The sequence below is a fragment of the Rathayibacter sp. AC451 genome (genome assembly GCF_979253095.1).
This window is the reverse complement of record NZ_CEEDBD010000001.1, coordinates 2,801,419-2,820,705: the sequence shown is the minus strand read 5'-3', so window position 1 is coordinate 2,820,705 and position 19,287 is coordinate 2,801,419. Positions and strand designations below refer to the sequence as shown.

The following is a 19,287-nucleotide window of genomic DNA, read 5'->3' as shown; positions in this document are numbered from 1 at the left end:
GGAGGCGCGGACCGTGTCAGAACGACGGAACCCGGGCGATCCAGCCCGTCGCCTCCTCGATCGCGCGGGTCACCGCGAGCAGCTGCAGCTCGCGGCCGTGGCGGCCCACGACCTGCACGCCCACCGGCAGCCCGTCGGCGGTGAAGCCTGCCGAGGTGACGACCACCGGATGCGCGGCGAGCGTCAGGCGGTTCGCGAGCATCTGCCAGGTGAAGTAGCGGTCGAACCGCACGCCGTCGACCTCGGGGACCCACTCGAGCTCGGCGGGCGGTGCGGCGACGGGGGTCGCGGGCAGGATCAGCACGTCGTGCCGCTCCAGCACCGCGGCGGTGTCGCGGAACAGGCGCGTGCGGCGCTCGTAGGCGTCGGCGAGCTGCGTGGCCGACATCGCCCGGCCCTGCTCGACGTTGCGCACGTAGTCCGGGCGGAAGCCCGTCGCTCCCGCGTCGACGGCGTGCCGGCCGCCGAGGAAGAACTCGAAGGTCTCGATGGTCTCCCAGGCCTCGTCGGCGCCCGCGAAGTCGGGCTCGTCGGCCTCGACGACGGCCCCGAGGGACGAGAGCTGCGCCGCGAACGCCGCGTGCACCCGCCGCACCTCGGGGTCGATCGGCAGGCCGCCGGCGTCCGCGCTCCACGCGATCCGCAGGCCGCCGACGGCCACCGGGCGCGGCTCGTGCACGGGCAGGGACGACAGCGGCCACACGCTCTTCTCGACCGAGAGGCCGCGGAGGAACAGAACGGCGTCGGCGGAGTCGCGCGCCATCGGTCCGGTGACGCCGTGCGGGGTCCACGCGTTGCCCGTCCGTCCGCTCGCGACGCGGCCGGGGCTCGGGCGCACGCCGACGACGTTGCAGAACGCGGCCGGGTAGCGGAGGCTCCCACCGCTGTCGGAGCCGTCGGCGATCGGCAGCATGCGCGCGGCGAGGGCGGCGGCCGCCCCTCCGCTCGACCCGCCTGCGTGGCGCGTCGTGTCCCACGGGTTCACGGTCGTGCCGAAGACCGGGTTGAAGGTCAGCACGCCCTGGCCCATCTCGGGGGTGTTCGTCTTGCCGATGATCAGCGCGCCCGCCTCGCGGAGCAGGGTCGCGAGAACACTGTCGTGCGCGGCGGGCGCGGCGTCGGCGAACGCGGCCGAGCCGTTCGTGGTCGGGAAGCCGGCCACGTCCATCAGGTCCTTCACCGCAGTCGGCAGACCGTGCAGCGGAGGCAGGGGCTCCCCCGATGCGCGCGCCTCGGCGGTGCGGCGGTCGGCCGCCTCCGCCGCTGCGAGCGACACCGAGTCCGGCTGCTGCGAGACCACGGAGCGGAGCGCGGGGTTCCGCTCCTCGATCCGCTCGAGGTGCGCCCGCATCACCTCCACGGCCGAGACCTCGCGGGAGGAGATCGCCGCTGCCAGCGCGGTGGCGCTGCGGTCGGCGAGGTGCTCCTCGGCCATCAGCGGCCGCCCTCGTGGCCGTGCTGCTGCTCGGCGTGCGCGTGGCCGGCGTGGGCGTCGTGCCCGTGGGCGTCGTGCCCGTGCCCGGCGGAGTCGTGCCCGGAGTGGTCGTGCCCGGCGTGTCCCTGCCCCGGCGCGCAGTGCGCCGACTCCGACGCCGGCACGTCCAGCGACGGATTGCGGTCGAAGAACCCGTCCGGCTCGAGCCTCAGGCTGATCCGGTCCACCGGCATGATCGGCCACTGCTCCGGGCGCGGGAAGTGGTGCACGCCGAGCACCGGCCAGAGCACGAGGCGCTCGTTCTCGAGTGAGCGGTCGGCCCGCTGCCACACGTGCACGCCGTCGTCGCCGAGCTCGCCCTGGTTGGGGTACTCGCCCGCGATGAAGCGCTCCTCCGCGTCGAAGGCGCTCGCCCACAGGTGCTGCGCGACGAACGGCGCCTTGCGCTCGACCACGCTGCCGGGGCGCGCGTAGAGCTGCGCGGTGTTCTGGATCGCGAGGCGGTAGGCGGTGCTCTCGCCGTAGCGGTTGGTGGCCGACTCGCTCTCGACGCGCCAGTGCAGCGCCCGAGCAGGGTCCGCGCGCCGCGCGCCCTGAGCCTCCGAGGCGATCGGGGTCTCGACGGCGAGGCACGCGTTGCCGTACGGGTTCGTCGTCTCGTCCGGGTCCACCTCGGCGTGCACCTCGACGAGGCGGTTCAGCGGTCCGTCGATCGCGGTGTCCAGGCGCACGGCGAAGTAGTGCTGGTGGGTCGGCGCCTGCACGTTCGGAGCGACGAGGCGCCCCGACCGCGGGGTCTCGCCGTCGGCGATGCCCGAGACCGACATCAGGCCGGTGAGCTTCACCTCGAGCTCGATCGAGCCGTCCTGGTGCAGCGACCAGTAGAAGCCGTAGTCGTAGTTCGCGACCGTGGCGAAGCTCGAGACCACGAGCTTGCGGCTGCGGCGCACCTCGGCGCTGCCGGTGCGCGTGTTCACGTGCTTCCAGAGGATCGAGTCGTCCTCCTCGTGCAGGCAGATGCCGTTCGCGATGGTCTGCGGCTCGCCGTGCCCGTCGAGGTACTCGACGTCGAAGTAGCGGATCTCGCCCAGGCAGTCGCAGCCCAGCTCGAGGCTCGCGGTCAGGGGGCCGGCGCCGTACTCGCCCCAGTCGAAGAAGTTCTTGCGGTAGGCGGTCGGGTCGCTGTCGAGGTAGGGCACGTACATCTCGTTGACCGCGGCGCGCTGGAGCACGGGGCGCTCGACATCGCCGTCGCGGTAGGTCAGCTCGTGCAGCACGAGCCCCTCCCGGTGGCTGAAGCCCACCCGGAACGACCAGTTCTGCCAGGTGACGCGGTGCCCCTCGATCGCGAAGCCGGGGCCGTCCGCCTGCACGATGTCGAGCATCGACACCTCACGGTCGGGACCCCAGGTGCCCGCCGTGTAGACGCCGGTCTCGCTCGCCATCGGGATCACGCCGTGGTCCTCGATCCGGATCACCTCGAGCGTGTCGAGGTCGAGGATCGGCACGAGTCCGGCGACCGGGCGCGCGTAGCCGTTGTCCTCCGGGAACTCGCGGTACCAGACCGTGCCCCAGCTGAGCCGGCGGTCGGCGAGGTCCTCGGGCACGAAGCCGGTGATCGACTCCGGGTCGACCCAGACGAGCGAGGTGTCGGTGATGCCGCGCAGGGCCAGAGCGTCCTTGAGCAGGGGCGAGTTGCGGGCGGCCTGTGCGATCATCCGGGCCTCGTCGCTCGGGACGCCCGGGCGGCGGTGGTCGACGTCGGTCCACACCTCGACGACGGCGGAGCCGCCCGGCGCCGCGGTCCAGCCGCGCACCTCCCAGGCGGCGCGGGCGTCCGGATCCATGACCACCAGGCGCACCGGTCGCGGGTCGCCCGGCGACGTGCCCCGCGCCTTCTCCTCGTCCAGGGCGATGCCCCAGAAGCGCGGTCGCTCGCCGAGTCGGCCGCTCGCGCGCACGGCGGCGACGAAGGAGGAGATCTCGGCGGAGGTGAGCGGGTCGAGGACGTGGGCGGTGGAGCTCATCGGGTTCCTTCGGGTCGGAGGGTCGGGTTCGGGGACGCGGGGACGACGGCGGCGCGGCCGTCCGCGCGCGGGTCGCTCGCCGCGTCGAGCCGCCCGTCGGAGTGCAGGCGCACCAGCTGCACGTGACCGGCCTCGTCGACGGGTCCGGCGGTGCGGACGATGGGCAGACCGAGCGCCTCGGCCGCCGCGATCGCCTCGCCGGCCCCGGGCTCGGCGACGAGCGTCGTGCGCTCGTGGCCGAGGTCGCGGGCGCCGACGACGAAGCGCGGCCGTGCGAGCACCTCGTCGGGCTGCGACGTCGGCCGCAGCAGGTCGCGCACCAGCTGGGCGAGGATCCACGGCTGAGCGCTGCCGCCCTGGCAGCCGAGCCCGAGCACCAGCTCGTCGGTCTCGGCGACGACCGGCAGCAGGGTGTGCGGCGGCCGCAGTCCCGGCCCCACGTGCCCCGGATGGGCGGGATCGGTGCTGAAGGCCGAGCCGCGGTTGTGCAGAACGACGCCCGTGCCGGGATCGAGGATCCCGGAGCCGAAGAGCTGGTAGACGCTCTGGATCAGGGTGACGACAGTGCCGTCGGCGTCCGCCGCGGTCACCGCCACGGTGTCGCCGAGGGCACGTCCGGCGCGGGGCAGGGAGCCGTCGCGACCGCGCGGGTTCCGCAGCGCGTCGACGTCGATCGCTCCTCCGCGGGGATCGCCCAGCTCGGCCTGGCGCACGAGCGCGGCCTCGCGCACGGCGGCGACGAGCTCGGCGGTCTCGCCCCCGAGCGCCTCGGGCAGGACTCCCAGCAGCACCGCGCCCTGGCTGGGCGGCGGGGCGACCCACCAGCGCGCGCCTCCGATCGTCTCGGTGAGCGGCTCGACGAGCTCGGCCTCGTGCGCGGCGAAGTCGTCCTCGGTGTGAGTGCCGCCGAGCGAGCGGAGCCGCGCGGCGAGCGAGGCGGCGATCCGCCCGGAGTAGAAGGCGGCCGGGTCCTCGGCCAGCTCGCCGAGGGTCGCGGCGAGCGCCGGCTGCACGAGCGCGTCGCCCTCGCCCAGCAGTCCGCCGCGGCCGTCGCCGAACACTCCGCGCATGCCCTCGTCGGCCTGCAGCTCCTCGCTCCGCTGGCCGATCGCCCGCGCCAGACCGGCCGAGACGGGCACGCCCTCGGCGGCCAGCCGCGCAGCGCGCCGCAGAGGCGCGGCGAGTCCGAGGCGACCGCCCAGGCCGGCGATCGCGCGCCAGCCGGCGACGGCTCCGGGGATCGTCACCGTCTGCGCGCCCTGGCGCGGCATCCGGTCCTCGAGCGCCAAGCGCGCGACGTCGATGCCGGCCGGTGCCGCTCCGGCCGAGATCACCGCGGTCACTCCGGCCCCCGGACGGCGCACCAGGGCGATGAGGTCGCCGCCCAGACCGCACTGGTGCGGGTAGACGACGGTGAGGGCCGTCGCGGCGGCGAGGGCCGCGTCGATCGCGTCCCCTCCGTCGGCGATCGCCTCGGCCGCGGCGTCGAGAGCCGCCGGGTGGGGCGCGGCGACCGCGATGCGGGAAGAGGCGGAGGTCGCAGCGACGGGGCCGGTCGGCGAGGCGGGTGCGGTCATGCGGGGGTCACGCTCCGAGCGGGGGTGAGGAAGTCGAGGTCGGATCGGTCGATCCCGTCCACGAGGTCGGCGAGGGCCTCGCCGATCGCCGGGCCGAACTTGAAGCCGTGGCCGGAGCAGGCGGCCGCGACGAGCACCTCCGGCCGGCCGGGCAGCTCGCCGAGGACGAAGCGCTTGTCGGGGGTCATCGTGTAGAGGCAGGCGACGGCCTCGCCGCCCTCGACGTCGATGCCCGGCACGAAGCGGCGCAGCAGCGCCTGCAGGTGCGCGATCTCCTCCGTGGTGGGCGGGGCGACGGGCACGGCCGGGTCCCACACGGGCCCGGCGTCGATGCCGATCTTCGCTCCCGAGCCCGCGGCCTCGGGGAGCCCGAAGACGAGCCCCTCCGGCAGGTCCACCGAGAAGCAGCCGAGGGCCGGCGGGCGGGCGGCGTCCTGACCGGCGCGGGCGGTGTAGGTGAGGATCCGCTGCACCTCGAAGAACCCCGCCGCCTCGGGCAGGAGCCGCGCGATCCAACCGCCGGCGGCGAGCACGAGCCGGCGCGCGCGGAGCTCCCCCGCGGTGGTGCGGACGGTGACGACTCCCGCGTCCGTGGACCAGCCGAGGACCTCCTCCTCGAAGCGCAGCTCGGCGCCCGCGGCGGCGGCGTCGGACTGCGCGAAGGCCAGCGCCCGTGCGGCCTCGACCACTCCGGCGTCGGGGTCGTGCACCACACCCCAGCCCTCCGGCGGCGCCAACGACGCGGCGACGGCACGGGCGTCCTCGACGGGTCGGCTCCGGCCGCCCTGCAGCGTGGGGACGCCGCGGTGCGCGTACAGCCCGCCGGTCGTGTGCACGAACGGCTCTCCGGCGTGCACGCCCCAGCGCTCCCAGCCGCGGAAGGCGCGGTCGACCAGGTCGTTCCAGACCGGGCTCGGGTAGGCGCGGCGGATCATCCGCGTCGCTCCGTGCGACGAGCCGCGCGCGTGCGCCGGGCCGAACTGCTCGACCCCCACGACGTCGCGCCCGCGCCGCGCGAGCTCGCGCACCGTCGCCGACCCGTGGATCCCGAGCCCGAGCACCACCGCGTCGTGCACCGTCATCGGGCGCCTCCTGCGATCGCCGCGACCCGCTCGAGCAGGGCGTCGACGTCGGAGGCGTCGGTGTAGACGTGCGGAGACACGCGGACGACGCTCGCGATGCCCCGGGCGCCGAGGTCCCACTGCGCGTGGCCGGCCGGCACGGCGAGCGAGTCCACGCCCGCCTCGCGCAGCCCGGCCGAGACCTGCTTGGCAGCGACCCCGTCGACCGTGAAGGTCACGATGCCGGAGGGGGAGGCGGGCGGATCGGCGAGGGAGACGCCGTCGAGGGCGCCGAGCCGCTCGCGCAGCTGCGCGCCGAGGGCCACGAGGTGCTCCTGGGTGGCCGCGGGACCGCGCTCGAGGGCCTCGCGGAGCGCCACTCCGAGGCCCAGACGGGAGGCGACCGACGACTCCCAGGTCTCGAGGACCCGCGCCGTGCCGTCCATCGTCCACTCCTCCGCGCTCGTCCAGCTCGAGCCTCGCACGTCGGGCGCCCAGGGTCCGAGTCCGTCGAGCAGGCCCCTGCGCAGGTGCAGCAGGCCGGTGCCCCGCGGTCCGCGGAGGAACTTGCGCCCGGTGGTGACGAGGGCGTCGCAGCCGATCGCGCGCACGTCGATGTCGAGCTGCCCGACCGACTGCGTCGCGTCGAGCACGGTGATCGCCCCGTAGCGGCGGGCCAGTGCGCCGATCGCGGCGACGGGCTCGACGAGCCCGGAGGAGGTGGGGATGTGCACCGCGCTGACGACCGTGCGCCCGGTCGCGGTCGCCAGGGCGCTCTCGAGCGCCTCGAGATCCATCCCGCCCGAGGAGTCGTTGGGGAGCACGTCCAGACGCACGCCGTCGTGCCGACGCAGGGCGAGCATCCGCAGCGCCTGGCTGATGTAGCTCGAGCGCGGCGCGAGGACCGTGTCGCCCGGACCCAGGCGCAGGGCGTCGAAGACCGCGCGCAGACCACTCGTCGCGCTGTCGAAGAACGCGATCTCGTCGACATCGGACTTGAGCAGCTGCGCGGCCGACGCGTAGGCCGCCTCGAGGTCGTCGGCGGCGAGATTCGCGGCCTCGTAGCCGCCGATCCGCTGCTCCAGGCGCAGGTGCCCGATGACCGCGTCCAGGACGCCGTCGCTCATCAGTCCCGCTCCGGCGGCGTTGAAGTAGTGCCGCCCGACCGTGCCGGCAGTGCGGGCGCGCTCGGCCGCGACGTCGATGGTCGCGGTCGCGGCGGGGGTGCCGCCGTCCAGGCCGAGTGTCATCCAACAGGTCCTTCCGCGCGGCGTCGTCCTGCGAACGACTGAATGGATCCCATCCTAAACAGGTTGTATCCATTAATGCCACCGCCGGATACGCTGGACCGGCCGGACAGCGCGCATCGCCCTCCGGCCCGCACCCCGTCCCGCGAGAGGCCGCCATGACCCACTCCCCCGAAGCCCGCGCCCTCGAGCTCGGCCTCGTGATCCCGGACTACGCGAACCCGCCCTACGGCGGGCGCTACGGCTCCTCCCTCCGCGCGTTCCACCGCACGGGAGACCTCCTCGAGCTCAGCGGCATCACCCCCGAGTCCCGCGACGGCGCGCTCCTGCACCCGGGCGCGGTCGGGGTCGACATCACCCTCGAGCAGGCGCAGGAGGCGGCCCGCTACGCCGCCGTCAACGCCCTCGGCATGATCCGCCTCGCCCTCGGCTCGCTCGACGAGGTCGTCGCCCTGTCCCGGGGCCTCTGCTTCGTCCTCTGCCCGCCCGGTTTCGAGCGCCTCAACGAGGTCTCGAACGCCGCGAGCGACCTGCTCCTGGACGTCTTCGGCCCCGACGCCGGCCGCATGGGCCGCGCCTCCATCGGAGCCACCGCCCTCTCGCGCAGCGCCTGCTTCGAGCTGTGGCTCAGCCTGGAGTGCCGCCCGCGCTGATCACCGCGCACCGGTCGGGAACACCCGCCGCCCCTCGCGCGTTGCCCTCTGACATGACCGTTCCCCTCTCGATCCTCGACCTCGCCCCCATCGCCCCCGGAGAGACCGCGCGCGACAGCTTCGCCGCCTCGGTGGCGCTGGCGCAGCAGGCCGAGCGCAGCGGGTACCGCCGGGTCTGGTACGCCGAGCACCACAACATGGCCTCGATCGCGTCGAGCGCCACCTCGGTGCTCATCGCGCACGTGGCCTCGCAGACCTCGACCATCCGCCTCGGCTCCGGCGGCGTCATGCTGCCCAACCACTCCCCCCTCACCATCGCCGAGCAGTACGGAACGCTCGAGACCCTGCACCACGGCCGCATCGACCTCGGACTCGGTCGCGCCCCCGGCAGCGACCAGGCGACCTTCCGCGCGCTGCGCCGCGATCCCGAGTCGTCCGAGCGCTTCCCGCAGGACGTCGTCGAGCTGCAGGCGTTCCTCGCCGGCGAGTCCCGGATCCCCGGCGTCAGCGCGACGCCCGGCGCCGGCACCCGCGTGCCGCTCTACATCCTCGGCTCGTCGCTCTTCGGCGCGCAGCTGGCCGCGGCCCTCGGCCTGCCCTACGCCTTCGCCTCGCACTTCGCGCCCGACGCGCTGCACCAGGCCGTCGCCGAGTACCGCCGCGGCTTCCGCCCCTCCGAGCAGCTCGACGCGCCCTACGTCATCGCCGGAGTGAACGCCATCGCGGCCGACACGACCGCCGACGCCGAGCGCCAGTTCGCCGAGATGAAGCGCGCCCGCCTCACTGATGCTGCTGCGCCAGAGCGGCCAGATCCCGCTCGAGCAGCAGTTCTCGGACGACGAGCTCGACAGCCTGCTGAGCGCCCCGGTCGGCGCCCACGTCGCGAGCATGACCCACTACACCGGGGTCGGCACCGGCGAGGAGGTCGCGGACTACGTGGCCGGATTCGCGCGCTCGGCCGACGCCGACGAGGTCATCGTCGCCCACGCGTCGCTCGCGACCCCCGCGCGACTGCGCTCGGTCGAGCTGCTGGCCGACGCGCACGCCCGCGTCGCGGCGTAGCCACCTGCAGAAGCAAGGCTGAGCGGCCGGACACCGCGACGAACCCGCGATTCCGGCCTCTCAGCCTCCGTTGTGCGGGTCCGGCACGCGATCGCGCACGCAACCGAGGGCGAGATCCGCCGATCGGCTGCGAACGGTGCCGCCGGCGCCTCCCGACCTCGGTTGCGTACGCCTCAGGCCAGCCCCGCCCCGCCCACCGCGAGGCTCACCACCACCGTCAACGCCGTCGTCCACAGCACGATCGCGACGCCCTGCCACAGCAGCACCCGCCCCTTGGCCACTCCGGCGCCCGCGAGCATCACCGCGGTGAAGTGCGTGGGCAGCAGCAGCGGCCCGAGCAGGCTCACCCCGGGCACCCCGTAGCGGGTGAACGCCCGCTGGAACTTCTCACGGCGAGCCGACGCCCGGGGCGTCCGCCCCTTCGTCACGGCCGAGCGGACGCCCGCGCCCAGCAGCACCAGCAGGGCCACGCAGAGGAAGTTGCCGATCGCGCCCGAGACCGCGGCGATCACCGGGTTGATGCCGCCGATGATCCCGATGGTCGCGGCCCCCTCGCCCTCGATGAAGGGCACGGCCCCGGCGAGCGCCACCACCAGCGGCTGCACGAGGTCGGGGACCCGCGCGAGGAGGTCCTGGAATCCGAGGATGGCGTCTGCTGCGATGTTCGACATGTCGTCTCCGCTCTGCTGACCGCGTCGGCGGCCCTCCCGTCTCTCGGGATGACTCCATCCGACCGCGGGAGCGAGCGCCCGGGCAGTGCCGCCGGGTCACCTCCGCAGGGGAGGAACGCACCCCCGAGGGGTGACATCCGTCATGGTCGTACTGTGGGCGGCATGAGCACTGCGCCCGAGACGATCGATGTCCCGCCCTCCGGCCGTGGCGTCTCGGCCACCTGGTGGTACACCGTCCTCTCGGCGGCGTCCTTCGTGCTCGTCGTCCTGTTCGTGTGGGGGCTGCCGGTGGTCGTCGGCGCGACCGAGCTCTGGCGCGTCGTCCTCTACCTCGGCGGCACCGTGCTGTGGTCCGCCGCGTTCCTCGTCACCGCCCTGCGCTACCGAGGGGTGCCGAAGGAGGCGCCGTTCCGGCTCCGCGCGCAGGCGACCGGAGTGTTCGCCGCCGGTCTCGCAGGCTCGGCGGCCGGCGGGATCGCCACCGGCAGCGTCACCTTCGCCCTCTCGCTCGCGTTCGTCCTGGTGGGCGTGCTGCCCTGGCCGCGCGGCGTCCGCGGGCGGCTGACCGGCCTCGCCACCCTCGTCCTCGTGGTCGCCGCAGTGCTCGAGCACGACCACCTCGGCACCGGTCTGCTCGCGGACTCCCCCTCCGACATCCGCCCGCTGCTGCTGTTCTTCGCGATCGCCCTGCCGGCGTCGGTCGTCAGCATGCTCTGGTGGTGGGACATCGTGCGCGAGCTCGATCGCGCGCGGGCGGCGGAGGGGCGCCTCGCGGCCGCCCAGGAGCGGCTGATCCTCGCGGGTGACGTCCACGACCTGCAGGGGCACCACCTCCAGGTCATCGCCCTGCAGCTCGAGCTCGCCGAGCGTCTCCTCCGCGACGATCCGGACGCCGCACTGGAGCAGCTGCGCGCCGCTCAGCGCAGCGTCGACGGGGCCCGCACGGGCACCCGCGAGCTCGCCACCCGCTTCCGCAGCGTCTCGCTCTCGGACGAGCTCGAGAACGCCGCCGACCTCCTCCGCTCGGCCGGGCTGCGCGTGCAGCTCGACATCGGCGCCGGTGCGGACCTCGCGCCCGCCGATGCGCTCGGCCCGGTCGTCCGCGAGAGCACGACCAACATCCTCAAGCACGGCGGAGGCGAGTCGGCCCGGCTGCGCCTGGCCCGCGAGGGCGGCGAGTGGCGCTTCCTCGCCGAGAACGACCTGCCGCCCGAGCCCGAGGATCCCGATGAGCACGGCTCCGGCATCGCCGGCATGACCGAGCGGATCGAGCGGGCCGGCGGCACCCTGCGCACCCGCCCCACCCGCCGCGCGTTCGCGGTCGAGGCGCGCCTGCCGATCGGAGGAGCGGAGTGATCCGCGTGCTCCTCGCCGACGACGAGGACATGATCCGCACCGCGCTCGCGGCGCTGCTCCGCCTCGAGGACGACCTCGAGATCGTCGGCGAGTGCCGCGACGGCGAGGAGGCGGTGGCCGAGGCGCTGCGCCTCGAGCCCGACGTCTGCCTCTTCGACGTCGAGATGCCGGGCATGGACGGCATCGAGGCCGCGGAGCGCCTGCGCCGCTCGTCGGCGACCCGCGTGGTCGTCGTCACCCGCCACGCGCGTCCCGGAGTGCTGCGCCGCGCGCTGGCCGTCGGAGTCGCGGGCTTCCTGCCCAAGTCGCGTCGCGTCGAGGACGTCGCGCAGGTGATCCGCCTGGTCGCGAGCGGACGCCGCTACGTCGATCCCGAGATCGCCGCCGACGCCCTCGCCACCACCCGCAGCCCGCTCACCGACCGCGAGCTCGACGTGCTGAGCGCCGGCTCCCGCGGCGAGACGATCGGGCAGATCGGAGCCGCGCTGCACCTCTCGAACGGCACCGTCCGCAACCACGTCTCGTCGATCCTCCGCAAGCTGCAGGTCGACACCCGCCAGCGCGCGGTGATCGAGGCCCGCGAGCACGGCTGGATCTGACGGCCGCGCCCGCGGCCCGACGGCAGCGTTTTCGGAGGTTAGAGCGTTTTAGGAGATCTGGATAAAACGCTCTAACACTCCTAAAGTCGTCGTCATGGACGCCGCATCGACGAGGTCCAGTTCCTCGACTCGCCTCAACTCGAAGCGCTGATCCAGGCCATCCACAAGACGGTTCAGCGGAACCTGCCCGTCACCTTCGTCGGCGCCGGACTGCCGCAGATCGCCGAGCTCGTCGGAGACGCGAAGTCGTATGCGGAGCGGCTCTTCAAGTTCCCTCGCATCGATTCCCTCGATCGCGACGACGCCGCAGCAGCACTCCGGGAGCCGGCCGCGGCGGAAGGAGCAGTGTACGAGGACGAGGCCGTCGAACTCGCCGTCGAGATCACGAGCGGATACCCCTACTTCATCCAGGAGTTGGGGTATCAGGTCTGGACCGTGGCGAGGAACAACCGGATCTTCAAGGAGGACGTCGAACTCGCCAGGGAAGCTTACGAGGCCAAGCTCGACAGCTCCTTCTTCCGCGTTCGACTCGATCGAGCGACGCCGCTTCAGACCGCGTACATGCGTGCGATGGCCGAACTCGGTCCCGAACCTCAGAAGGCGGGGGACGTCGCCGTCCTCCTCGAGAGGTCGTCCCAGCAACTCGGCCCGACACGAGCCGAACTGATCGAGATGGGGCTTCTGTTCACCCCTCAGCACGGTTATGCGGCGTTCACGGTCCCGGATTTCGACCGCTTCATGAAGCGAGCCGTTCCGATCCTCGAGGTGCCGCCGATCGTGAGCCGAGGCTCCCGCCGGGCGCAGCCCAGCGGCGAGTGACAGTACTCGTGGAGGAGCATCAACGACCGCTGCCGACGACCATCCGCTGGTAGTCGATCGCTTCACGCGGTCGTGGGCATGCCGGCGGTGAGGCGCACCGTTGACGGCTCCGACCGACCTCGGCACGTCGCCTTCAGTGCCCGCGCGCGATCCACTCCTCGCGGTGCGGCGCCTCCGCCCCGATCGTCGTCGAGTCGCCGTGCCCGGTGCGCACGACCGTCTCCGCCGGCAGCGTCAGCAGCCGGTCGGTGATCGAGTCGATGATCGTGGGGAAGTCGCTGAAGGAGCGGCCGGTCGCGCCCGGTCCGCCCTGGAAGAGCGTGTCTCCGGTGAAGACCGTTGCGAGCTCCTCGGCGACGAAGCAGACCGCTCCGGGCGAGTGACCCGGCGTGTGCCGCACCTCGAGCTCGAGGCCGGCCACGGCGATCCGCTGGCCGTCGACGAGCGCCGCGCTCGGCGCGCTGTCGGGGTGCACCACGTCCCAGAGCATGCGGTCGGAGTCGTGCAGCAGCACGGGCGCACCCGTCGCCTCCCGCACTCCCGCGACCGCGTCGATGTGGTCGTCGTGCGCGTGGGTCAGCAGCACGGCGACGAGCCTGCGGTCGCCGACCGCCGCCAGGATCGCGTCGGCGTCGTGCGCCGCGTCGATCACGACGCACTCGGAGTCGTCGCCGACGATCCAGACGTTGTTGTCGACGTCCCAGGTGCCGCCGTCGAGGCTGAACGTGCCGCTGGTGACGAGGTGGTCGATCCGCGCGCCCATCAGAGCACCACCACCGAGCGCAGCACGTCGCCGCCGGCCATCGTGGCGAAGGCCTGCTCGATGTCTCGGATGCCGATCCGCTCGCTCACGAACTCGTCCAGCGGCAGCCTGCCCTGCAGGTAGAGGTCGGTCAGCATCGGGAAGTCGCGCTCGGGCAGGCAGTCGCCGTACCAGCTGGATTTGAGCGATCCGCCGCGGCCGAAGACGTCGAGCAGGGGGATCTCGAGCGTCATCTCGGGAGTCGGGACGCCGACGAGGACGACCGTGCCGGCGAGGTCGCGGGCGTAGAACGCCTGGCGCCAGGTCTCGGGCCGGCCGACCGCGTCGATCACGACGTCGGCGCCGAACGTGTCCGTCAGCTCCTGCACCGCGGAGACGACTCCCGCCTCGTCGAGACCGCTCGAGTCGACGACGTGGGTCGCGCCGAGCTTCTGCGCGGCGACCAGCTTCTTGGGGTCGCGGTCGATCGCGATGATCGTGCTCGCTCCGGCCAGCTTCGCGCCGACGACCGCGGCGGTGCCGACTCCGCCGCAGCCGATCACGGCCACGGAGTCGCCCCGCGTGACGTTGCCGGTGTTCATCGCGGCACCGAGGCCGGCCATGATGCCGCAGCCCAGCAGGCCCACGGCGGCGGGGTCGGCCGTCGGGTCGACCTTCGTGCACTGCTTCGCGTGCACCAGCGTCTTCTCGGCGAAGGCCCCGATGCCCAGCGCGGGGCTCAGCTCCGTGCCGTCCTCGAGGGTCATCTTCTGCGTGGCGTTGAACGTGTTGAAGCAGTACCAGGGCTCCGCACGGACGCAGGCGCGGCACTCGCCGCACACGGCCCGCCAGTTGAGCACGACGAAGTCGCCGACGGCGACGTGCGTCACCCCCTCGCCGATCGCGCTGACCCGGCCCGCGGCCTCGTGGCCGAGCAGGAACGGGAAGTCGTCGCTGATCCCGCCCTCGCGGTAGTGGTAGTCGGTGTGGCAGACACCGCAGGTCTCGATGTCGACGACGGCCTCGCCGGGCCCGGGGTCGGGGATCACGATGTCGACGAGCTCGACGGGAGCGCCCTTCGATCGGGCGATGACGCCGCTCACAGTGGTGGGCATGGGGGCTCCTTCGTCGGGGCGGGTGGTGCTCGGATCCGTTCCACCGTACCCGCCGGACGGGGCGCGGCCGCCGGAGCACTCGGACGGAGGCCGGGCGGAGGCTCCGCTCTCCGGAGGAGGTCTAGGGTCGGAGGGCAGCGCCGCGACCGCCGTGCTCCGAGCGACGAGGAGGACGGCGTGGAGCGTCAGCAAGCCGAGGGCCACGTCCGCACCGCGCAGAGCCGCTCCGGATCCTTCGGCCGCGGGCGCCTGGTCTCGACGTTCTCGGTGCGGCACCGCGCCGGACTCGACGTCGCCTTCGTGCTCGACGGCGCAGAGGGCGACTTCCAGATCGGCATGGGCGCCGCCTCCGAGGACTACAGCTCGGTCATGTCGCTCGGAGTCGACAGCCGCGAGGGCCGCCTGCGCGCGGTCGGGCACTGGACCGTCGACGGCCGCGCCGAGCGGCTCACCGCCCGCATCGTCCTGCACGACCGCGGGCTGATCGTCGTCGAGGCGACTCCGCTCCCCCTCGCGAAGCGCCCGCGATCGCTCAAGTGCTGGTCCTTCCTCCGTCAGGACGGCGTCGACCACCACTCCGACGTCATCGGCCTCGTCGCACCGGAGCTCGCCTCACTGCCGCCCGTGACCCTGAGGACCTACCCGCCGCGCTGACCGACGTCCACGGCCGTCTGCTCCTAGCCCAGCTCTGCCATCAACTCCTCCGGAGGAGGAGTCAGCCACATGAGGGGAGACTCCTCCTCCGAACAGCTCGAACCGGGCCGCGAGCGAGAAGGCGCCATTCGCGCAGTTCTCCTCAGCCCAGGCGAGGGCCTCGCGCACCGACGCGGCGTCGATGTCGAAGGCGCTGACTCGACGTCCGGATCTGACGAGCATGACCCGGTAGCCACTTGCTGGCATCTCCTCCACGGAGTCTCTCTCGTCGACGGAATAAACCCTCATGTTCCGAGGGTAGCCGTCGCGTTCATCGCCTCCGGAGTCCGAGAACGCCGATCGCGAGCTCCAGCTCCTCTCGTCTCACCGCGGCCAGCATCCGGCACCTCCGTGTTCAGTTCCCAACTGAACAGTCGGATCGCAGACGCGAGCGCGAGTGCTGGCATGGACTGGCGGGGGCGCCCCCTACAGCGCGATGACCACGCTCTTCGACTCGCAGAACGAGCGCAGCGCCTCCTCGCCCAGGTCGCGGCCGAGGCCGGACTCGCCGACTCCGCCGAACGACAGCGCGGGGTCGAACAGGTTGTAGGTGTTCACCCACACCGTCCCCGCGCGCAGGCGCTTCCCCAGACGGTGCGCCCGCGAGAGGTCGCGCGTCCACACCCCTGCGGCCAGTCCGTAGCTCTGGTCGTTGGCGATCGCCACGGCCTCGTCCTCGTCGTCGAACGGGATGATGCCGACCACGGGGCCGAAGATCTCCTCGCGCGCGATGGTCATCGAGTTGCTGACACCCGTGAACAGGGTCGGCTCCACGTAGTAGCCCGGCCGGTCCGGCACCCCGCCGCCGACAGCGACGACCGCCCCCTCGGCCTCGCCCTGGGCGATGTAGCCGAGCACCTGCTGCCGCTGCTCCTCCGAGACCAGCGGACCGACGGTCACTCCCCCGGCGAGACCGTCGCCCAGCGGGACGCGGCGCACCGCCGCAGCCAGACGCTCCGTCATGTCGTCGAGGATCGAGCGCTGCACCAGCAGGCGGCTGCCCGCCGTGCACATCTGACCGGAGTGGCCGAAGGACGCGCGCATCGCGGTCAGGACCGCCGCATCCAGATCCGCGTCCTCGAACACGATGTTGGGGCTCTTGCCCCCGAGCTCGAGCGTGAGCCTCTTGAAGTCGGCCCCGGCGGCGAGCATCACCTTCCGGCCCACCTCGGTGCTGCCCGTGAACGACACCTTGTCGACCCCCGGGTGCGCGGTGAGCGCCGCTCCGACGCGGCCGTCGCCGGTGAGCACCTGCACGACTCCGGAGGGGACGCCCGCCTCCTCGCAGATCGCGGCGAGCCGCAGCATGGTCACCGGAGTCTGCTCCGCCGGCTTCACGACGACGGTGCAGCCGGCGGCGAGCGCCGGGGCGAGCTTGAAGCTGGCCGTCATGATCGGGAAGTTCCAGGGCAGGATCAGCGCCGCGACTCCCACCGGCTCGAGCGTCGTGTAGACGTGGTGCGCCCCGTCGACCGGGACGACGGTGCCCGTCAGGCGCGACGGAGCGCCCGCGTAGTAGCGGAACACCCGCGCCGAGGTCGCGGTGTCGGCGCGCGAGCGCTCGATCGGCTTGCCGTTGTCGCGCGTCTCGAGCACCGCGAGCTCCTCGAGGCGCTCCTCGATCAGGTCGGCGACGCGGCCGAGGATCCGGCTGCGGTCGTGCGGGCTCATCCCGCTCCAGCGCGCGTCCTCGTGCGCCCGCCGTGCGGCGGTCACGGCGGCGTCGACGTCGGCGGCCGTCGCCTGGGGGACGCGGGTGAGCAGCTCCTGGGTCGCGGGATCGATCACGTCGAGCAGCTCGGCGCCCTCGGGCGCGATCCAGGCGCCGTCGAGGAGGAACGGCTCGAGCGGAGCCAGGGGGGCGAGGGTGTCTCTCATCGGTCGTCTCCTACGGTCGGTCGAGCAAGCGCACGGGCTCCTCGACGCTGAAGCGGTGCAGCACGGCGTCGTCGATGCCGAGCAGGCGCAGGCCCGGCAGGACCCGCGCGGCGAGGTGGTCGAAGCCGTGCCCGCCGAAGCGGCGGAGCTGGCCCTTGGTCCAGGTGCTGTGGCCGAGGACCCAGCGGCCGTCGGGATCCTCCGAGAGCAGCGCGAGCAGGGCGTCGACCCGCTGGGGGTCGCTCGCGTTCCTGATCCGCCCGACGTGGGAGCCCTCGTTGCCGAAGCACATCTCGAGAACGGCCCCGGCCTGCGAGAGGTCGCGCAGGTACGGCAGCTCGAGGAACTCGTCGACGGTGGTGAACACGACGCGCGACGGATCCACGCCCTCGGCCATCACGTGGGTCAGCACGTCCAGGCCGTTGCGGGCGTCGGCCGCGAGCCGCACGCTGATCGCCGCGCCGGTCGAGGCGGCGGCCCGCGCGGCGGCGGTGAGCCCGAGGCGCTCCTGCTCGCCCTCGGGCGCGGTGAAGGCTCCCGTGGTGCCCATCAGCCCGAGCAGACCCGCGCGGTAGGAGGTGCCCGGGATCGCCTCGGTCAGAGCCCGCTCGAAGAGCGCGGTGCGCGCGTCCACGTCGAGGTCGAGGTACCACGACGGGAGCAGCCGGGGCAGGTACGCGCCGTAGCCGGCGACGATCGCGACTCCGCTGCGCTCGGCGAGCTCGGGGAAGCGGTCGCGGTCGGGCCCGAAGCCGAGCGAGCTGAGATCGACGACGACGCTCGGCGCGGAGGGGATGCGCAACTCGTCGACGAGCAGATCGACGTCGTCGAGGCGGAGATTGTCGGCCAGCGCGAGCTGGCTCCAGCGCAGGGCCGCGGCGAGCTCGGCGGTGACGGGCTCGTGCGGATCCAGCTGCTCGACTCCCGGGCGCTGCAGAGCGCTCGCGTCGGTGAGCAGGTGCTCGTGCATCGAGACGCTGCCGACCCCCTCGGGGTCGACCGGTCCCAGAACGGTCTGGATCACCATGCACGCCTCTCCCGCGGCACCGCACCGCTGGATCCAATGTACAGCAGTGTGGATCCAGAACACGGGCGCCATCGGCCGTGGGACTGAGGTTCTTCTCAGGTTGACGCGTTACGCCTCTCCTAGAATCGTCTCCAGCAAGGGGAGTACTCCCGTCTGCGGTGAGCCCGTCATTACGGATGCGACTGAGCATCCCGGGCCATCGGCTCCGCCTCGGAAGGCCATCAGGTCGCCGGCGGAGTGGAGGAGACCTTGGTGTCGTCCACCGAACCCCTTGGAGCACCTCCGTGCAGATCACCCCCGCCGTCTGGCTCATCACGATCGCCGTGACGATCGCGTTCTTCGTCTACGAGTTCTTCGTCCACGTGCGCAAGCCGCACGAACCGACCATCGGCGAGTCCGCCCGCTGGTCCGCGTTCTACATCGGCCTCGCGCTGCTCTTCGGCGTCGGGATCGGCGTCGTCGCCGACTGGCGCTACGGCGGCGAGTACTTCGCCGGCTACCTGACCGAGAAGGCGCTGTCGCTCGACAACCTCTTCATCTTCCTCATCATCATGAGCGGCTTCGCGGTGCCGAAGAAGTACCAGCAGAAGGTGCTGATGATCGGCATCGTCATCGCGCTGATCATGCGCGGAGCCTTCATCGCCGTCGGTGCGGCGCTGATCGAGAACTTCTCGTGGGTCTTCTACCTGTTCGGCGCCCTGCTCTTCGTCCTCGCCTACCAGCAGATCAAGGGCGACCACGGCGACCCGTCGAACAACGCCTTCATGCGCCTGGTGCGCCGCATCCTCCCCGTCACCGACGAGTACCACGGCGACAAGCTGACGGTGAAGAAGGGCGGCAAGCGCTTCGTCACCCCGATGCTGCTGACCATCGTCGCGATCGGCTTCATCGACCTCGTCTTCGCGCTCGACTCGATCCCCGCGATCTACGGCCTGACCAGCGAGGCGTACATCGTGTTCACCGCGAACGCCTTCGCCCTGATGGGACTGCGCCAGCTGTTCTTCCTCATCGGCGGACTGCTCGAGCGCCTCGTCTACCTCAGCCAGGGCCTCGCCGTGATCCTCGCGTTCATCGCCGTGAAGCTCGTGTTCCACGCCCTGCACGTCAACGAGGTGCCGTTCATCAACGGCGGCGAGCCGCTGCTGTGGGTGCCCGAGATCCCGATCTGGTTCTCGCTCACCTTCATCGGAGCGACGATCGCCGTCGCCACCGTCGCGAGCCTCCTCAAGACCCGCGGCGACCGGGGCAAGGCCGACCGAGCGAGCGTCGAGGGCGAGCCGATCGAGACCGCGAAGGACGTCGAGTCCCGCACCGACGCGTAGCAC

The 19,287-nt window shown here is 72.7% G+C and carries 17 protein-coding genes and 1 pseudogene; 8 read left to right on the top strand and 10 right to left on the bottom strand.

The genetic code is table 11. The annotated features are described in order from the left end of the window. Window positions 1–16: 16 nt before the first annotated feature. The 5 genes from AC0CID_RS13485 to AC0CID_RS13465 are packed head-to-tail and all read right to left on the bottom strand — an operon-like array spanning window position 17 to window position 7,350. Window positions 17–1,435: an amidase gene (locus AC0CID_RS13485; RefSeq protein ID WP_465227188.1), complete on the bottom strand. Its 1,419-nt coding sequence runs from the start codon at window positions 1,433–1,435 to the stop codon at window positions 17–19. Continuing rightward, entirely contained in the window at window positions 1,435–3,462 is a 2,028-nt protein-coding gene (locus AC0CID_RS13480; protein ID WP_465227187.1) for a primary-amine oxidase, read from the bottom strand. Before AC0CID_RS13480 ends, AC0CID_RS13485 begins: the two co-directional genes overlap by 1 nt. Beyond that, the gene (locus AC0CID_RS13475; protein WP_465227186.1) at window positions 3,459–5,039 is read right to left on the bottom strand and encodes a gamma-glutamyltransferase; all 1,581 of its coding nucleotides are present in this window, start codon (window positions 5,037–5,039) and stop codon (window positions 3,459–3,461) included. Before AC0CID_RS13475 ends, AC0CID_RS13480 begins: the two co-directional genes overlap by 4 nt. Continuing rightward, entirely contained in the window at window positions 5,036–6,121 is a 1,086-nt protein-coding gene (locus AC0CID_RS13470) for an FAD-dependent oxidoreductase (RefSeq protein WP_465227185.1), read from the bottom strand. The genes AC0CID_RS13475 and AC0CID_RS13470 overlap by 4 nt, the downstream gene beginning before the upstream one ends. Next, on the bottom strand, window positions 6,118–7,350 hold the full coding sequence (locus AC0CID_RS13465) for an aminotransferase class V-fold PLP-dependent enzyme (protein WP_465227184.1): 1,233 nt from the start codon (window positions 7,348–7,350) through the stop codon (window positions 6,118–6,120). The genes AC0CID_RS13470 and AC0CID_RS13465 overlap by 4 nt, the downstream gene beginning before the upstream one ends. A 155-nt stretch (window positions 7,351–7,505) precedes the next feature. On the opposite strand from AC0CID_RS13465, the gene AC0CID_RS13460 reads away from it, so the two are divergent. The 3 genes and pseudogenes from AC0CID_RS13460 (at window position 7,506) to AC0CID_RS13450 (ending at window position 9,062) form a co-directional block, all read left to right on the top strand. After that, window positions 7,506–8,000: a RidA family protein gene (locus AC0CID_RS13460; protein ID WP_207403756.1), complete on the top strand. Its 495-nt coding sequence runs from the start codon at window positions 7,506–7,508 to the stop codon at window positions 7,998–8,000. Window positions 8,001–8,053: 53 nt separating this feature from the next. Beyond that, window positions 8,054–8,821, top strand: a pseudogene (locus tag AC0CID_RS13455) (LLM class flavin-dependent oxidoreductase); the annotation flags it as partial. Next, window positions 8,787–9,062, top strand: a complete 276-nt coding sequence (locus AC0CID_RS13450) for a hypothetical protein (RefSeq protein ID WP_465228151.1) — start codon at window positions 8,787–8,789, stop codon at window positions 9,060–9,062. The pseudogene AC0CID_RS13455 and the gene AC0CID_RS13450, both read left to right, overlap by 35 nt. A gap of 173 nt (window positions 9,063–9,235) precedes the next feature. On the opposite strand, the gene AC0CID_RS13445 is transcribed toward AC0CID_RS13450, so the two are convergent. Next, entirely contained in the window at window positions 9,236–9,733 is a 498-nt protein-coding gene (locus AC0CID_RS13445; RefSeq protein WP_207403760.1) for a small multidrug efflux protein, read from the bottom strand. A gap of 162 nt (window positions 9,734–9,895) precedes the next feature. On the opposite strand from AC0CID_RS13445, the gene AC0CID_RS13440 reads away from it, so the two are divergent. From AC0CID_RS13440 to AC0CID_RS13430, 3 genes are all read left to right on the top strand, one after another. Next, window positions 9,896–11,089, top strand: a complete 1,194-nt coding sequence (locus AC0CID_RS13440; protein WP_465228104.1) for a sensor histidine kinase — start codon at window positions 9,896–9,898, stop codon at window positions 11,087–11,089. After that, on the top strand, window positions 11,086–11,688 hold the full coding sequence (locus tag AC0CID_RS13435) for a response regulator transcription factor (RefSeq protein ID WP_207403764.1): 603 nt from the start codon (window positions 11,086–11,088) through the stop codon (window positions 11,686–11,688). The genes AC0CID_RS13440 and AC0CID_RS13435 overlap by 4 nt, the downstream gene beginning before the upstream one ends. A 345-nt stretch (window positions 11,689–12,033) precedes the next feature. Further along, window positions 12,034–12,507 (top strand): hypothetical protein, encoded by a 474-nt coding sequence (locus AC0CID_RS13430; protein WP_465227183.1) that lies wholly within the window; start codon window positions 12,034–12,036, stop codon window positions 12,505–12,507. 133 nt (window positions 12,508–12,640) lie between these two features. Here AC0CID_RS13430 and AC0CID_RS13425 read toward each other — a convergent pair whose 3' ends face one another. Both AC0CID_RS13425 and AC0CID_RS13420 read right to left on the bottom strand, forming a co-directional pair. Further along, window positions 12,641–13,270 (bottom strand): MBL fold metallo-hydrolase, encoded by a 630-nt coding sequence (locus AC0CID_RS13425; protein ID WP_465227182.1) that lies wholly within the window; start codon window positions 13,268–13,270, stop codon window positions 12,641–12,643. Then, a complete protein-coding gene (locus AC0CID_RS13420) occupies window positions 13,270–14,364 on the bottom strand; it encodes an S-(hydroxymethyl)mycothiol dehydrogenase (RefSeq protein WP_465227181.1) in 1,095 nt (364 codons plus the stop codon). The genes AC0CID_RS13425 and AC0CID_RS13420 overlap by 1 nt, the downstream gene beginning before the upstream one ends. A 177-nt stretch (window positions 14,365–14,541) precedes the next feature. Here AC0CID_RS13420 and AC0CID_RS13415 point away from each other — a divergent pair, with 177 nt between their 5' ends. Further along, window positions 14,542–15,018, top strand: a complete 477-nt coding sequence (locus AC0CID_RS13415; RefSeq protein WP_465227180.1) for a hypothetical protein — start codon at window positions 14,542–14,544, stop codon at window positions 15,016–15,018. Window positions 15,019–15,483: 465 nt separating this feature from the next. Here the strand turns inward: AC0CID_RS13415 and AC0CID_RS13410 are convergent, their stop codons facing one another. Further along, complete coding sequence (locus AC0CID_RS13410; RefSeq protein WP_465227179.1) at window positions 15,484–16,935, bottom strand: aldehyde dehydrogenase family protein; 1,452 nt, start codon at window positions 16,933–16,935, stop codon at window positions 15,484–15,486. A gap of 10 nt (window positions 16,936–16,945) precedes the next feature. Continuing rightward, window positions 16,946–17,959: a phosphotriesterase family protein gene (locus AC0CID_RS13405; RefSeq protein ID WP_465227178.1), complete on the bottom strand. Its 1,014-nt coding sequence runs from the start codon at window positions 17,957–17,959 to the stop codon at window positions 16,946–16,948. Window positions 17,960–18,246: 287 nt separating this feature from the next. Between AC0CID_RS13405 and AC0CID_RS13400 the strand changes: the two genes are divergently transcribed. Further along, the gene (locus AC0CID_RS13400; RefSeq protein ID WP_207403810.1) at window positions 18,247–19,284 is read left to right on the top strand and encodes a TerC family protein; all 1,038 of its coding nucleotides are present in this window, start codon (window positions 18,247–18,249) and stop codon (window positions 19,282–19,284) included. Window positions 19,285–19,287: the final 3 nt, after the last annotated feature.